Below are 14,965 nucleotides of genomic sequence, written 5' to 3'. Positions count from 1 at the left end.
GGTGCGGGACAATGGACTACGTACACCCACTGAGAACTGAGGAGCACCCCGTGAGCGACGACACCCCGAGCATCCTGAAGGACGCCGAGGCCAAGATGAAGAAGTCCGTGGAGGTCACCAAGGACGAGTTCACCGCGATCCGCACCGGCCGCGCGAACGCCGCGATGTTCCAGGGGATCACGGCCGACTACTACGGCGCACCGACCCCGCTGAACCAGCTGGCCTCGCTCCAGTTCCCGGAGGCCCGCACCGTCATCGTCACCCCGTTCGACAAGACCGCCATGACCGCGATCGAGACGGCGCTGCGCGACTCGGACCTCGGCGTGAACCCCACCAACAACGGCGACAACCTGCGGGTCGTCCTGCCGGCCCTCACCGAGGAGCGTCGCAGGGACTACGTCAAGCTCGCCCGGAACAAGGCGGAGGACGGCAAGGTCTCGGTGCGCGGATCGCGCGGGAACGCCAAGAAAGCCATCGAGAAGCTGGTCAGGGACAAGGAGATCGGCGAGGACGAGGGCAACCGCGCCGAGAAGGAGCTCGAGTCGCTCACCAAGAAGTACATCGAGCTGATCGATGAGGCGCTCGGCCTCAAGGAGACCGAGCTCGAGACCGTCTGAGCCGCGCACCGCGATCTCGGCACCTCGGAACTGGTGAACGCAGCCCGTGAGCACTGACCCGGCGTCAGCTCCCATGATGACCGCCTCGTCCCCGGACGAGGCGGTCATCGCCGTGCCCTCCGAGGAGCACGCGAAGCGACGCGGGCCCGGACGCAACCTCCCCGCAGCGATCGCAGTCGGGGTCGGTCTCGGAGCGGTGCTGATCGTGGCGGTGTTCGTGCTGCCGCAGGCCTTCCCCGTGGTGGCCGCAGTGGCGATGGTCCTCGCGGTGCTCGAGCTGACCCGTGCCCTCGCCGAGGGCGGACTGCGGCTTCCCCCGATCCCTCTGCTGGTGGGCGTGATCGGGATGGTGGTCTCCACCGTCGTGTTCGGTGCCGAGGGCCTGCTGGTGGCCACTGCTGCCGCGGTCTGCGTGCTGATCCTGTGGCGGGTCAGCGAGTCGATGGGTCTGAGCGCGCTGCGTGACGTGGCCGGGGGAGTGTTCGCCCTGGCCTGGGTCCCCTTCCTGGGCTGCTTCCTGCTGCTGCTCTTCGCCCGCGAACAGGGCGAGATGCTCGTGCTGCTGGCCATCCTGGGGCCGGTAGGCAACGACATCGGCGGATATATCGCAGGGGTGCTGTTCGGCAAGCACCCGATGGCGCCGAAGATCAGTCCGAAGAAGAGCTGGGAGGGGTTCGTCGGCTCCCTGCTGCTGGGAACCGCCGCCGTCACCGCCGTGGGGACCCTCGCTCTGGATCTCCCCGTCTGGGCTGGACTCCTCATCGGTGCCGTGCTGGTGGTCGTCTCCACCTGTGGCGACCTCTCCCAGTCGCTCCTGAAGCGCGACCTGGGAATCAAAGACATGGGGCATCTGCTGCCCGGCCACGGGGGAGTGCTGGACCGGGTCGACTCGATCTTGCTCGCCGCCCCCACCACCTACGTCATGCTGGAGGTACTGCTGCCATGAACACCCCTGAGAAGAACCCGGAGAACACGCGCGAGATCGGCACCGGGGGCGCGCGCGCCCCGGAGCCGGTCGCGCTGTCCCGGAACCCCGATCTCTCCCGCGAGGCGATCCCCGGTCAGAAGATCGCGTTGGCCCCCGGTCAGCTGCAGATGAAGCCGGCACGCCGCGGGAAGCCGCCGGTGCACCTCGCCGATCTCACGCTCGACGAGCGGGTCGAGGCCGTCAAGGAGATGGGTCTGCCGGGCTTCCGCGCCAAGCAGCTCTCCGTGCACTACTTCGAGCACTTCACCACCGATCCCGAGGACCTCACGGATCTGCCCAAGGAGGGTCGTCAGGAGCTGGTGGACCGCTTCTTCCCGCCGCTGCTGACGCAGGTCTCCCGGCAGTCCGCCGACCACGGCGCGACCCAGAAGTTCCTGTGGCAGCTGTTCGACGGCCCGATGGTCGAATCGGTGCTGATGCGCTACAGCGATCGCAACACGCTGTGCATCTCCTCGGAGGCCGGCTGCGGCATGAACTGCCCCTTCTGCGCCACCGGCCAGATGGGCCTGACCCGCAACCTCTCGACCGCCGAGATCCTCGAGCAGGTGCGCATGGCGAACCTGATGCTGGCCCGCGGCGAGCTGCCCGGTGGCACCGGTCGCGTGAACAACATCGTGTTCATGGGGATGGGCGAACCGCTGGCGAACTACCGACCGGTGGCGACGGTCTGCCGGCGCCTGAACTCTCCTGCGCCGGAGGGCTTCGGCATGGGAGCTCGCCACATCACGGTCTCCACGGTGGGCCTGGCGCCCGCGGTCCGCAAGCTCACCGCGGAGAAGCTCCCGGTCACGCTCGCTGTCTCCCTGCATGCGCCGGACGACGCGCTGCGCAACGAGCTGGTGCCGATCAACACCCGTTTCGATATCGACGAGATCCTCGACGCCGCGTGGGAGTACTTCGAGACCACCGGGCGTCGGGTCAGCATCGAGTACGCGCTGATCCGCGACATCAACGACCAGGCGCACCGAGCTCAGCTGCTCGCCGATCGGCTGATCGCCAAGGGCGGCGCCCACTGGGTGCACGTCAACCCGATCCCCTTGAACCCGGTCAAGGGCTCGAAGTGGACCGCCTCGGACCCGCTGGTGGAGAAGCGCTTCGTGGAGATCCTGCGGGACAACGGCATCTCCGCCACCATCCGGGACACCCGCGGCTCCGACATCGACGGCGCCTGCGGCCAGCTCGCGGCCGAAGTGATCGAGTCCGACACCCGCCGCGAGGACCGCGAGGCGCGGGTCGCCCGCGTCGAGGCCATCGCCGCCGCCACCGACTGACCCCAGGAGGACAGCTGATGGACGTCCGCTTCACCCCGACGCGCTTCCGCGCCGGATACGACATGTCCGAGGTCGACGACTTCCTGGACCGCTGCGATCGGGCGCTCGCCTCCGGTGACGGCTCCGTCACCGCGGAGAGCGTGCTGGCGATGCGATTCACCTCGACCCAGTTCCGGGAGGGCTACGACATGGATGAGGTCGATGTCTTCCTCGATGAGGTGCTCGCTCCGCGGTTCGCTGCACCTGCTCCCGGTGATGCCGCGGCGCAGGCCGTGCCCCTGCAGGACCGTGCGCAGGGGAAGCCCTCGCGGCCCGTTCCCGACTCGGCCGCGGAGCGGCCCGTTCCGCATCCCGCCGAGCAGCGGGACGGTCTCCTCTCCCGACTGTTCCGCCACCGCTGAGAGCGGCACGGCCGCCACTCGCCCCGCACGCCTCCCCGACCCATCCCGCCCACGCCGTTACAGTGGGACCCCGTCAGCACCGAGGAAGGACCTACCTGGTGAGCACATCGTTCGAGCGTGTCTCGCGCTTCAGCGTCGGATACGACATGCGCGAGGTCGACGAGTTCCTCTCCCGCGCGCGCACCGCCTATGAGGGTCGTGACCCCTCATTCAACGGGGGCGACATCACCGCTGCCAGCTTCGGCACCGAGCGCGGCGGCTACGATATGCGGGTCGTGGACGAGGCCCTGGATCGGCTCTCGGACGCCTTTGCGCTGCAAGCTCGGGATGACGCGATCACGCAGCACGGCGAGGGGTCCTGGGTCGCACAGCTCACCGAGCGCGCGGAGGTGCTCAAGGAGCGTCTCGAGCGCCCGGCAGGAGATCGCTTCGCCCCGGCCGCGCAGGGGGAGGCCGCCTATGACAAGGCTGATGTCGATGCCCTGTGCGACCAGCTCATCGCCTATTTCACCGACGGCCATCCGATGAGCGTCGATGACGTGCGGCGTGCCGCCTTCGGGCGTCGTCGCGGCCCCGACGGATATCGCGAGGCCGTGGTCGACGTCTACCTCGATCATGTCGCGGACGTGATGGCTTCCGTCCCGTGACCAGCGCCCCAGCGCGGAGGCTGGTCCTGCTGGGATCGACCGGATCCATCGGCACCCAGGCGCTCGATGTGCTGCACCGCTTTCCCGGCATCGCCCGGGTGCACGGACTCGCCGTCGGCGGCAGCCGCCCGGAGCTGGTGGCCGAGCAGGTCCTCGCCCACCGGCCGGAGCATCTGGTGGTCTCCGACGTCGCGCGCGCCGACGAGGTCGAGGCGGCCGTCCAGCGCGCCTGCCGCACCTCCGGTCTCACTGCGCCGAGGATCGCTGCCGGGCAGGATGCCGTCATCGACGTCGCGGGATCCCTCGGCGAGGGGGACGTGGTCCTCAACGCCATCACCGGCTCCGTCGGGCTGCTGCCCACCCTCGCCGTGCTCGCCTCCGGGGCCCGGCTCGCGCTGGCCAACAAGGAGTCCCTCGTGGTGGGCGGCCACCTGGTGACCGAAGCCGCGACGCCGGGACAGATCCTTCCTGTGGACTCCGAGCACACCGCGATCGCGCAGGCCCTGGCAGGGGTGCGTCATGACCAGATCGATCACCTGGTGGTCACCGCCTCCGGCGGCCCGTTCCGCGGCCGGAGCCGCGAGCAGCTCGCCGGCGTCACCCCCGAGCAGGCTCTGAACCACCCCACCTGGTCGATGGGCCGGGTGATCACGACCAACTCCGCCACGCTGGTCAACAAGGCGCTCGAGGTGATCGAGGCCTGCTTCCAGTTCGATCTGCCGGAGGATCGGGTGCAGGTGGTCGTCCATCCGCAGTCGATCGTGCACTCGATGGTCACCCTCGTCGACGGTGCGACCATCGCGCAGGCGAGCCCCCCGGACATGCGCCACGCCATCGGCTGGGCGCTCGCACACCCGGAGAAGCTCCCCGGCCTCGCCACGGCGCTGGATTTCTCCACCGCGCAGTCCTGGACCTTCGAACCGGTCGACGAGGACACCTTCGACGCGATCGCTCTGGCCCGCGCCGCGCATCGCGAGGGCGGGGGCGCGATGGCCGTCTACAACGCGGCGAACGAAGAGGCGGTGGATGCCTTCTTCGCAGGGCGCCTGGACTTCCTCGGCATCACCGCGCTGATCCGCGCCGTGCTCGAGCACCCGGAGCGTCCGCGCGCCGCGCACGCCGACGGGGTCGCGGGGCTGCTGGCCGTCGAGTCCTGGGCACGGGAGACCGGCCAGGCGCTGATCTCGTCACGGGAGCGCTGAACGTGCTGCTGTTCCTGCTCGGCATCCTGGTGATCGCCGCCGGGCTCGCCGTCTCCATCGCCCTGCATGAGGTCGGGCACCTGGTACCGGCCAAGCTGTTCGGGGTCCGGGTCACCCAGTACATGATCGGCTTCGGCCCCACCGTCTTCTCCCGCACCCGGGGGGAGACCGAGTACGGGCTCAAGGCGATCCCGCTGGGCGGCTACATCCGCATGATCGGGATGTACCCGCCGCACAAGGGGGAGCCCGAGGGCACCATCCGTGAGGACTCCACCGGCCTGCTCCAGCAGATCACCGAGCTGTCCGAGGAGGCGAAGCAGTACGAGTCCTCCCAGTACGGCCCGGAGGACGCCCACCGCACCTTCGTCGCGCTCCCGGTGCCGAAGAAGCTGGTGGTGATGCTCGGTGGCCCGCTGATGAACCTGTTCATCTCCGTCGTGCTGATGGTGGTGCTAGTGAGTGGGATCGGCCTGCCGGCGGTCACCCCTACGGTCCAGTCCGTCTCCGAATGCGTCGTCCCCGCGGACGCCCCGGCCGACGTCTCCTGCGAGGGTCAGGAGCCGGCTCCTGCGCTGGCGGCCGGGATCCGTCCCGGTGACACCCTGAGGGTGATCGACGGGCAGGAGATCACCCGTTGGTCCGATGTCACCACCGCCGTGCGGGCCGCGCAGGACCGCACCGTCGAGGTCGTCGTCGAGCGCGGCGGGGAGACCCTGCAGCTCGAGGCGACGATGATCGTCGACGCCCGCCCGGTGCTCGACGAGGACGGCGCCGTGGTCCTGGATGCCGACGGGAACCTGGTCACCGAGCAGGTCGGCTTCCTCGGCGTCTCCGGCACCCCGGACCTGGTGCCGCAGTCCCCGGCAGAGGTGCCCGAGATGGCCTGGTCCGCCTTCACCCAGACCGGGAAGCTGGTCATCACCCTGCCGGTGCGGCTGTGGGAGGTGGCGCAGGCGGCCTTCGGCAGCGCCGAGCGAGACCCCAACGGTCCCCTCGGCGTGGTGGGCGTCTCCCGCCTGGCCGGGGAGGTCGCCTCCGCCGATGAGCCCGGCTTCGAGCTGCGCGAGAAGGCCGGCACCATGATCTCGATGCTGGCTTCGCTGAACATGGCGCTGTTCGTGTTCAACCTGATCCCGCTGCTGCCGCTCGACGGCGGGCATGTGGCCGGGGCGCTGCTCGAGGGGGCCCGGCGGATGCTGGCCCGGCTGCGGGGGCGGCCCGATCCGGGGCCGGTGGACATGTCCCGCATGCTCCCGCTGACCAACGCGGTCGCGATCGTGTTCATCCTGATGACCGTGCTGCTGCTGTATGCGGACATCGTCAAGCCCATCACTCTGTTCCCCTGAGCGTCGGCGCCCCTGACCCCCGGCGCCGCGCCTGCCAGGGCCTGCCCTGCGCCCGACCTCCGCGATTGTGCGCTGTGCTTCCGGTTCTGGAAGCACAGCGCACAATTGCGTGGTGCACTGGCACCGGCACCGGCACCGGGACCGGGGGCACGGGGATAGCCGGGTGCGGGGTGCCCTGGACCACCTCGGGAGTGCAGGTGCGGTGGAGGTGTCGCACGTCGCCTCGCATGGGCGTGCTCACGAGTCCATAATGGAGTGGTGACTTCTGTGAGCCTCGGTATCCCGTCCGTCAAGCAGCCGCCGCCGGTGCTCGCCCCCCGGCGGAAGACCCGCAAGGTGAAGCTCGGCAACCTCTATGTGGGCGGCGATGCCCCCATCACGGTGCAGTCGATGACCACCACTCCCACCCATGACATCAACGCGACCCTCCAGCAGATCGCGGAGCTCACCGCCGCAGGCTGCGATATCGTGCGCGTGGCCTGCCCCCGCCAGGAGGACGCCGACGCGCTGGTCGCGATCGCTGCGAAGTCCCCGATCCCGGTGATCGCCGACATCCACTTCCAGCCCAAGTACGTCTTCGCCGCGATCGAGGCAGGCTGCGCCGGGGTGCGCGTGAACCCGGGCAACATCCGCCGCTTCGATGACCAGATCAAGGACATCGCGAAGGCGGCGAAGGATCATGGCACCGCATTGCGCATCGGCGTGAACGCGGGCAGCATCGACCAGCGCATGATGAAGGGCGACCGGGTCACGCCCGAGGCGCTGGTGGCCTCCGCGAAGTGGGAGGCCTCGCTGTTCGAGGAGCACGACTTCCACGACTTCGGCATCTCCGTGAAGCACAACGACCCCGTGATCATGGTCGATGCCTACCGTCAGCTCTCCGCAGAGGGTGATTGGCCGCTCCACCTCGGGGTCACCGAGGCCGGTCCCGCCTTCCAGGGCACCATCAAGTCGTCCGTCGCCTTCGGCATCCTGCTGGGCGAGGGCATCGGTGACACCATCCGCGTCTCGCTCTCCGCGCCTCCGGTGGAGGAGGTCAAGGTCGGCATCCAGATCCTGCAGTCGCTGAACCTCAAGGCGCGCAAGCTGGACATCGTCTCCTGCCCTTCCTGCGGCCGCGCCCAGGTGGACGTCTACAAGCTCGCGGATGAGGTCACCGAGGGGCTCAAGCACCTCGAGGTCCCGCTGCGTGTCGCGGTGATGGGCTGCGTCGTCAATGGTCCGGGAGAGGCTCGCGAGGCCGATCTCGGTGTCGCCTCCGGCAACGGCAAGGGCCAGATCTTCGTCAAGGGGAAGGTCATCAAGACCGTTCCCGAGGCGGACATCGTGCCGACCCTGCTCGCCGAGGCCAACCGGATCGCCGCCGAGATGGAAGAGGACGAGTCCTCCACCGGCGCCCCGTCCATCTCCGTGGGCTGACCCGTGTTCTGGCGCGGCGGACGGGTCCGTGCGATCCGTCCCGGCAGTGTCGAGGCCGCGCTCGAGCTCGCGCTCACCGATCCGGTTGTCAACGCGCTCGCGGGGGCACGGTTGCAGGAATCCGCACGTTCCGCCGCCCTGTCCCAGGAGTTCTCTCTGGCCGGTGAGGAACAGAGCCCTGAGGGTCTGCTGTGGCATGGTGTGAACCTCTCCCCGATGTCCGCGAGCGACCGCGCCCTGGACGACTTCGGCCGGCACATGACCGCGCGGGCGAGACGCGCGAGCTCCGTGGTCGGGGACCGCGCGGCGGTCCAACGGCTCTGGGAGCCGCTCGCCCCCACCTGGGGCGCCGACGTCCGCGAGTACCGCTGGAGACAGCCGTTGCTGCTGGCCGGCGATCCGGCCGAGACCCCGCAGCTCGCTCCGGTCGGCCTGCGCCCAGCGGTCCGCGGCGAGGAGCAGATCGTGTTCCCCGCCGCGGTCGCCATGTTCCGCGAGGAGGTGGGGGCGGACCCGATCGCCGGTGATGGCGGCCGCTCCTACCGTGCACGGGTCGGTGAGCTGATCCGGACTCGCCGCACCTATGTCGTCATCGAGGACGGTGAGGTGCTGTTCAAGGCCGATGTCGGCTCGCTGTTCGGCCCTGTCGCGCAGATCCACGGGGTGTGGGTGCGGCCCGACCAGCGTGGCAGGGGTCTCGGACGCTCTGGGATGGCGGAGCTGGTGCGCCAGGTGCGCCGTGACCACGCCCCGCGGGTCTCGCTCTACGTCAACGACTTCAACGAGCCGGCCCGGCGCGCCTACGCGGCCTCCGGCTTCCGCCAGGTCGGCGAGCTCACCACCATCTTGTTCTGACTGCCTGCTCGACCGCCTGCCTGCTCGACCGCCTGACTGCCTGACCACCCGACCGCCTGCGCCGCCCACCCGCGCCCGCGCGTCGCGTGAGTGCGCCCCGACCGTTGTGCGTGGGGGACAGGTGCGGGGGCAGCGCTGAGGCCCTCAGCGCAGAATCGACGCTGATCGAGCACACAAGACGTCGACGTCGGGACTGGATACGATTCTTCGATGAGCATCGCCCCCGGCCCCGGCCCCGGCCCCGGCCCCGGCCCCGCCCCCGGCCCCGCCCCCGGCCCCGCCCCCGGCCCCGTCTCTGCGCCCGCGCCCGCGCCCGGCCCCGCACCCGCGCCTCGGCTGTTCCTGCTGGTCGGCCCACCGGCGGTCGGCAAGCTGACCCTCGCCCACGAGCTCGAGCGTCGCAGCGGGGCGATCGTCGTCGACAATCACCTCGTGAACAACACGGTCTTCGTCCCGATGGGGATGCACCGCGAGGCTGGGGTGGAGCTCGCCCAGACCGACGCCCTGCGCGAGCGGGTATGGGAGATCGTCCTCGACGCCACTGAGGCGGCACCCGCCCAGCTCAGCCACGTCTTCACCGTCTGGCTGCTCGACAATGAGGAGGGCGCGGCGCACGTGGAGCGGCTGCGGAGCCTCGCTGAGCGACGTGGGGCGAGGTTCGTCCCGGTCTGGTTGACCGCGTCCCCCGAGGCGCTCCAGTCACGCGTCGACGCCCCGGGACGCGCCGAGCGGCACAAACTCACCGACTGGCAGATTCTCAGTGAGCTGCTCGAGCTGCCGATGTTGCCCCCGCCCGCCGATGCGCTGTGCCTGGAGCTCTCGACGGCTGGGTCCGCCGAGGCGGCGGTGAAGATCCTCGACAGCCTGGGCTCTCACAGCCCGGGCTCTACCGCGAAGCGTCCCGCGGGAGGGGCCAGCAGCCGCTGAGATCGGTCGCGGACGCAGGTCAGCATCCGCCGATCGCATGCCCCGGCCGGCCCTCATCGGCCGAGACCTCTCGTCCAGGCCTCAGCTCCGGGCCAGCACATCCAGCGTGAGCAGCGCATTCGCGGCGGTCCAGGCCAGCGGCGCCGCCTCCGCGGGACGCCCGTCGAAGAGCACCTTCTCCGGCAGCGAGCCGGCTGCGGTGCGATGCTCGGCGAGCCAGTGGAGGATCTCGGTCGCCGCGTCAGCTTCCCCGGCGCGGGCGAGGGCGAGGCCGAGCAGGCTCGTCGAGGGCGTCCAGCTCACTCCGTCCTTGCGCCAGGCGGCACCGGGCGCGATCCCGCCGCCGGGACGGGAGAGCTCGCTGCGCAGCCCCAGCAGCTGTGCCCGAGGTGCGACGTCGTGCACGCCGGTCGCATCGAGGAGGGCCAGCGCAGAATCCGCGCCACCTCCCCCGCGGTAGCGCTGGAAACCGCTGCGGCCGAAGGTCTTCTGCAGCAGGAGGGTGAAGGTCTCGGCGGCCCGGTGCGCTCCCGGTTCATCGGTGAGGCGGGCCCCTGCCTGCAGGCCGGTCAGGGTCGCGGTCATGATGCCAAGCGTCACCGAGCGCTCGCGCCGCTCCCAGTAGTCGGGGGAGACCGGAGCCAGCCCGGTGCCGTCCCGGGTGGCCGAGCGCAGCGCGCCGAGGGACCGGACGATCATCGGGGACAGCCGCTCCAGCAGCGCGCCGCGCCGAGTCCCGTCGGCGCCGTCAGCAGCATCGGAGGCGTCGGCGATCTCGGCGGTCGCCCACAGCAGCAGCCCGGTGCCATCGAACTGCCGCCGCCGTCGGTCCGGTGCCAGCCCGGTGCCCGGCTCGTACCGGGCCTCGAACCAGCCGTCGGGTGCCTGCAGGGACTGCAGGTGGGCCAGCACCTCCTCTGCCCGGGCGGGATGCCCGATCCGTGCCAGCGCCACCGCGCAGAAGGCGGCGTCCCGTGGCCAGATGAAGCGCCAGGAGGGGCTCCACCCCGCGACCGGAGCCGGCAGGTCATCGCTGAGGATCCAGAGATCCTGCAGCGCGGTCTCGGCGAGCTCGAGCAGGAGCGGGTCTGCGGCGAGCTGCTCCGCGAGACCGGCGCACCAGTCCGCGGTGCCCGCCCCGAACGTCGCCGCGCGATCCCGTGCGGGGGAGGAGCCGGGCAGGTCCGCGGCGAGCCGTGTGCCCGGGGTCAGGGTGCGCCGCGCGGCGCGCCCGCCCACCAGCACCCGCTGCGCGGCGCGATCGTAGGCGACGGTCTCGGACCACAGCGGGATCTCCGTGCGCGGATCGACGTCGTCGCCGGCCAGCTGCTGTGCGGCGAGCGATCCCGCACCGACCGCACCGAGCGCGGTCACTGCGCCGACCCCGCGCAGCAGCTGCCGACGGGAGGAGCGGGGGCGGGGGCCAGGAGCCTCCACGCCCGCTCTCCTGGGTTCTGTGCCCGGGCCGCCCGGGGCCCGCTGTCCTCGCCGGTGCATCCCGACAGGGTACCGAGAGCGTCCGGAGCCCACGGCAGCGGACCACGGTGGTCGGCACGCGGCGTCGGCCGGGTCGTCGAGCCCAGTACGATGGGCGCGCGCGAGCCCGAGGTGGCCACGCCCCGAACCGCCCTTGTGAAAGGCCTGCCCCATGATCCGTCTGTCCTCGTCCTTCGTCCGCACGCTGCGGGAGGACCCGGCCGACGCCGAGGTCGCGAGCCACAAGCTCCTGGTGCGCGCGGGCTACATCCGCCGTGGTGCGGCCGGGGTCTACACCTGGCTCCCGCTCGGATTGAAGGTGCTGCGCAAGGTCGAGCAGATCGTGCGGGAGGAGCAGGAGGCGATCGGCGGCCAGGAGGTGCTGTTCTCGGCGCTGCAGGCCCGTGAGCCTTATGAGCGCAGCGGGCGCTGGGACGAGTACGGTCCCACCCTGTTCCGGCTCCAGGACCGCAAGCAGGACGACTACCTGCTCGCGCCCACGCACGAGGAGATGTTCACCCTCACGGTGAAGGACCTGTACTCCTCGTACAAGGACCTCCCCACGATGCTCTACCAGATCCAGACGAAGTTCCGCGACGAGGCACGGCCCCGGGCCGGGCTGCTGCGCACCCGTGAGTTCATCATGAAGGACGCCTACTCCTTCGACATCGACGATGCGGGCCTGGACGTCTCCTACGAGAAGCAGCGCGGCGCCTACCAGCGCACCTTCGAGCGGCTGGGGCTGCCGACGGTGATCTGCCAGGCCGACGCCGGCGCCATGGGCGGCTCCCGCTCCGAGGAGTTCCTCCACCCCACTCCCGTGGGTGAGGACACCTTCGTGGTCTCCGACGGCGGCTACGCCGCGAACGTCGAGGCGGTCACCACTGTGGCTCCGCCCGCCCTGGACGACGCAGCGATCGCTGCGCTGCCGGCGATGCACATCGAGGACACCCCGGGAGCGAGCACCATCGCCGCGCTCACCGAGTACTCCAACCGGGCCTTCCCCGGGAAGGGCCCGATCGCGGAGTCGGGGGAGTGGACCCGCTTTGAGATGCTCAAGCACCTCGTCTTTCTGCTGACCTTCCCCGACGGCACCACCGAGCCGCTCGTGATCGCCCTGCCCGGTGACCGCGAGGTGGATGCGAAGCGGCTCGAGGCCGCCGTCGCACCTGCGCTCGCCGCTCCGTTCAGCGAGGCGGACTTCGCGCGGCACCCGGTGCTGAAGAAGGGCTACATCGGCCCGGAGGGGCTCGGGCTCGAGTCCGACTCGGGGATCCGCTATCTGGTCGACCCGCGCGTGGTGCCGGGCACCTCGTGGGTCGCCGGCGCCGGCGAGAAGGACAAGCACGTCTACGACCTGGTCTTCGGCCGTGACTTCGCCGCGGACGGCACCATCGAGGTCGCCGAGGTGCGTGATGGCGACCCGGCGCCCGACGGCTCCGGCCCGCTGCGACTGACCCGCGGCATGGAGATGGGACACATCTTCCAGCTCGGCCGCAAGTATGCCGAGGCGCTGGACCTCACCGTCCTCAACGAGAACGGCAAGACGGTCGTGGTGACGATGGGCTCCTACGGCATCGGGGTCACCCGCGCCGTGGCGGCTGTGGCGGAGCTGTTCCACGACGAGAAGGGCCTGGTCTGGCCTCGGCAGCTCGCTCCTGCGGATGTGCATGTCGTCGCCACCGGCAAGGGCCAGGAGATCTTCGAGGAGGCGGAGCGCATCGCCGCTGAGCTCGAGGCCCGCGGCCTCGAGGTCATCTACGACGACCGGCCCAAGGTGTCCCCGGGCGTGAAGTTCAAGGACGCCGAGCTGCTGGGCATGCCCACCTCCGTGGTGGTCGGCAGGAGCCTGGCCAACGGCGTGGTCGAGGTGCGCGATCGTGCCAGCGGCGAGATCCGTGAGGTCTCCCCGCAGGAGGTCGTCGACGCTGTTCTCGCCGAGGTGCGCGGAGCCTGAGCGGCGATGGTCGGCAGCTGGGTCCGGGCACTGAGCGGGCTCAGCCGCCGAGGGAGAGGTCCTCGACCTCCAGGCTCGGCAGCGGCTCCATCCGGTCCACCAGCGCGGCCAGCCGTTCCGCCTCGGTGAGGGCAGCTGCGAGGGGCAGCGGTCGTCGCTCGAAGGGCGCCGCTCCCACCAGGGCGATGTGGTTCACGAGCAGGCCCTGCGAGAGCAGGGTCGGCAGCTCACCGGCGAGCTCTGCATCGAGGGTCCCGCCGGGGATCGCATAGACCGCCTGCCGTGCCACCACCGGGGCATGGTCCTCCTCGGCGATGAGCCCCAGCTGTTCAGCGCGGGTTCGATGGAGTTCGGCTTGGTCGAGGTGCTGCTGGCGGGCCTCGTCCTCGACTCGGGCTGCCAGCACCTCGTGGAGGTAGCCTGCGAACCATTCCTCCTGCTGGGTCTGCTCGATCACGGTGTGGTAATCAGCCTGTGCCCCGATGGACGGCGGGTCCGTGGCAGGCACCTCGCGGCTCGGGGCGAGCTCCTCGGCCGTCGGAGCGGGGGTCGGAGCGGGGGTCGCGCCCGTGGTGCTCGCGGCGGTGCGCAGGCGCACGCTGATCCAGGCCGTGTGCGCCCCGATGGCGATCACCGGGCGGGCCAGCGAGCCGGAGACCTGCCGGGCTGCGGCGGCGGCCAGGTCCCGGAGCTCCTCCAGCGCCCCCAGCAGGCCCGCGATGTCGGTGGGAGCGTCTGCGGGCGGGGGAGGAGTCGTCCGCCCTGGCGCGGGATCCTCCTCTGCCTCGAGCTCGCGCTCGAGCTGTGCGCCGGTGAGCAGCGCGGTGCGCTGGATCGGAAGGGCGGTGCTGAGCGCGGTGAGCGCCGCGGGCAGCGCCGGCTCTCCGGCAGCGGGGTCGAGCGCTTGCATCACGTGATCGGTGCCGGCCGTCACCCGGTGCAGGAGGGTCAGCAGATCGATGCGGTAGAGGTCGTCGATCCCCGGCGGGGGCGGGGTGTACTCCTCGGGGCCGCCGAGAGAGACCCGTCCGCAGCCCGCCAGGGGAAGCATGATCATCGCGCCGACCGCGATCCGCAGCACACCGCGGCGAGTGGTCACAGGGGCAGCGGGCAGGAGACGAGCGATGAGCGACACAGGAGGATTCTCGCATCGCCGCGGCAGAGGTGGGCGCGGGTGGTGCGCGGACACTATCCTGGTGCCACGGCTCCGGGCATCGTCCCGGGTGCCACAGACACCCATAGCAGGAGGAGGCGAGCGGCCATGAGCGCACTCGACGACCAGACCATCCTGCGGGAGACCGCCACCCGGGTGCTGGACACCCACGGACTCGTGCTCGAGGACGTCGAGATCCGCGGGGGCGGTGGGATGCCGCAGGTGCGGCTGATCGTGGACCTCCCTGAGGACCAGCTCGGCAGCGTCGATCTCGAGACCGTCGCCGAGGCCTCCCGCGAGCTGTCCGAGCTGGTGGACGCCGACGATGCGCTGCTGGGCAGCGCCCCGGTCCTGCTCGAGGTCACCACCCCGGGCGTGGATCGCGTGCTCTCCGCGCCGCGCCACTTCCGCCGCTCGCGCGGACGCCTCGTGTCCCTGACCACCGAGGACGGGACGACCTATCGGGCGCGGATGCTCGCGCTCGAGGGGGACCTGCTGCTCCTGCGCCAGGAGCCCGGCCGCGATGACCGCGGACGGCCCCGGAAGCTGCCCGAGGGCACCGTCGAGCAGCTGCGGATCCCGCTCGCCGACGTCACCACCGCGAAGGTCGAGATCGAGTTCGACCCGCCTGCAGACCTCGCGCAGCTGATCGCTGACGCCGAGACCTCTGCCACGAACCGCACTGCCGTCACGAAGGAGAGCTGAG

14 protein-coding genes are annotated in these 14,965 nt (G+C 70.8%); 12 read left to right on the top strand and 2 right to left on the bottom strand.

The window, feature by feature from the left end:
• Positions 1-50: 50 nt before the first annotated feature.
• From frr to Q0937_RS03830, 10 genes are all read left to right on the top strand, one after another.
• Complete coding sequence (gene frr / locus Q0937_RS03880; protein ID WP_299299935.1) at positions 51-617, top strand: ribosome recycling factor; 567 nt, start codon at positions 51-53, stop codon at positions 615-617.
• Positions 618-693: 76 nt separating this feature from the next.
• A complete protein-coding gene (locus tag Q0937_RS03875) occupies positions 694-1,563 on the top strand; it encodes a phosphatidate cytidylyltransferase (protein ID WP_299299933.1) in 870 nt (289 codons plus the stop codon).
• 149 nt (positions 1,564-1,712) lie between these two features.
• Entirely contained in the window at positions 1,713-2,876 is a 1,164-nt protein-coding gene (gene rlmN / locus Q0937_RS03870; protein ID WP_363323204.1) for a 23S rRNA (adenine(2503)-C(2))-methyltransferase RlmN, read from the top strand.
• Positions 2,877-2,893: 17 nt separating this feature from the next.
• The gene (locus Q0937_RS17980; RefSeq protein WP_363323193.1) at positions 2,894-3,277 is read left to right on the top strand and encodes a DivIVA domain-containing protein; all 384 of its coding nucleotides are present in this window, start codon (positions 2,894-2,896) and stop codon (positions 3,275-3,277) included.
• A gap of 98 nt (positions 3,278-3,375) precedes the next feature.
• Positions 3,376-3,924 (top strand): DivIVA domain-containing protein, encoded by a 549-nt coding sequence (locus tag Q0937_RS03855; RefSeq protein ID WP_299299929.1) that lies wholly within the window; start codon positions 3,376-3,378, stop codon positions 3,922-3,924.
• Entirely contained in the window at positions 3,921-5,126 is a 1,206-nt protein-coding gene (dxr, locus tag Q0937_RS03850; RefSeq protein WP_299299927.1) for a 1-deoxy-D-xylulose-5-phosphate reductoisomerase, read from the top strand. The genes Q0937_RS03855 and dxr overlap by 4 nt, the downstream gene beginning before the upstream one ends.
• Before the next feature lie 2 nt (positions 5,127-5,128).
• Positions 5,129-6,472: an RIP metalloprotease gene (locus Q0937_RS03845; protein ID WP_299299926.1), complete on the top strand. Its 1,344-nt coding sequence runs from the start codon at positions 5,129-5,131 to the stop codon at positions 6,470-6,472.
• Positions 6,473-6,730: 258 nt separating this feature from the next.
• Complete coding sequence (gene ispG, locus Q0937_RS03840) at positions 6,731-7,891, top strand: flavodoxin-dependent (E)-4-hydroxy-3-methylbut-2-enyl-diphosphate synthase (protein WP_299299925.1); 1,161 nt, start codon at positions 6,731-6,733, stop codon at positions 7,889-7,891.
• A 3-nt stretch (positions 7,892-7,894) separates the two neighbouring features.
• A complete protein-coding gene (locus tag Q0937_RS03835; RefSeq protein ID WP_299299924.1) occupies positions 7,895-8,746 on the top strand; it encodes a DUF4081 domain-containing GNAT family N-acetyltransferase in 852 nt (283 codons plus the stop codon).
• Between the two features lie 210 nt (positions 8,747-8,956).
• The gene (locus tag Q0937_RS03830) at positions 8,957-9,673 is read left to right on the top strand and encodes an AAA family ATPase (protein ID WP_299299923.1); all 717 of its coding nucleotides are present in this window, start codon (positions 8,957-8,959) and stop codon (positions 9,671-9,673) included.
• A gap of 81 nt (positions 9,674-9,754) precedes the next feature.
• On the opposite strand, the gene Q0937_RS03825 is transcribed toward Q0937_RS03830, so the two are convergent.
• A complete protein-coding gene (locus Q0937_RS03825) occupies positions 9,755-11,110 on the bottom strand; it encodes a hypothetical protein (protein WP_299299922.1) in 1,356 nt (451 codons plus the stop codon).
• A 211-nt stretch (positions 11,111-11,321) separates the two neighbouring features.
• Between Q0937_RS03825 and Q0937_RS03820 the strand changes: the two genes are divergently transcribed.
• Positions 11,322-13,106 carry a proline--tRNA ligase gene (locus Q0937_RS03820; protein WP_299299921.1) on the top strand — a complete coding sequence of 595 codons (1,785 nt, stop codon included), beginning with the start codon at positions 11,322-11,324 and terminating at the stop codon, positions 13,104-13,106.
• Positions 13,107-13,146: 40 nt separating this feature from the next.
• Here the strand turns inward: Q0937_RS03820 and Q0937_RS03815 are convergent, their stop codons facing one another.
• On the bottom strand, positions 13,147-14,205 hold the full coding sequence (locus tag Q0937_RS03815; protein WP_299299920.1) for a DUF4439 domain-containing protein: 1,059 nt from the start codon (positions 14,203-14,205) through the stop codon (positions 13,147-13,149).
• Positions 14,206-14,367: 162 nt separating this feature from the next.
• Here Q0937_RS03815 and Q0937_RS03810 point away from each other — a divergent pair, with 162 nt between their 5' ends.
• Positions 14,368-14,964: a ribosome maturation factor RimP gene (locus tag Q0937_RS03810; RefSeq protein WP_299299919.1), complete on the top strand. Its 597-nt coding sequence runs from the start codon at positions 14,368-14,370 to the stop codon at positions 14,962-14,964.
• Position 14,965 lies beyond the last annotated feature (1 nt).

Origin of the sequence: uncultured Brachybacterium sp. (genome assembly GCF_947500705.1) — a bacterium.
Lineage (GTDB): Bacteria > Actinomycetota > Actinomycetes > Actinomycetales > Dermabacteraceae > Brachybacterium.
The sequence above is the reverse complement of the archived record's forward strand: the minus strand, read 5'-3'. Positions and strand labels throughout refer to the sequence as shown.

Coding starts and splice junctions, on each gene's coding strand:
- Q0937_RS03875 (WP_299299933.1), top strand. CDS start 694: ATGACCGCCTCGTCCCCGGACGAGGCGGTCATCGCCGTGCCCTCCGAG.
- rlmN (WP_363323204.1), top strand. CDS start 1,713: ATGAAGCCGGCACGCCGCGGGAAGCCGCCGGTGCACCTCGCCGATCTC.
- Q0937_RS17980 (WP_363323193.1), top strand. CDS start 2,894: ATGGACGTCCGCTTCACCCCGACGCGCTTCCGCGCCGGATACGACATG.
- Q0937_RS03830 (WP_299299923.1), top strand. CDS start 8,957: ATGAGCATCGCCCCCGGCCCCGGCCCCGGCCCCGGCCCCGGCCCCGCC.
- Q0937_RS03820 (WP_299299921.1), top strand. CDS start 11,322: ATGATCCGTCTGTCCTCGTCCTTCGTCCGCACGCTGCGGGAGGACCCG.
- Q0937_RS03810 (WP_299299919.1), top strand. CDS start 14,368: ATGAGCGCACTCGACGACCAGACCATCCTGCGGGAGACCGCCACCCGG.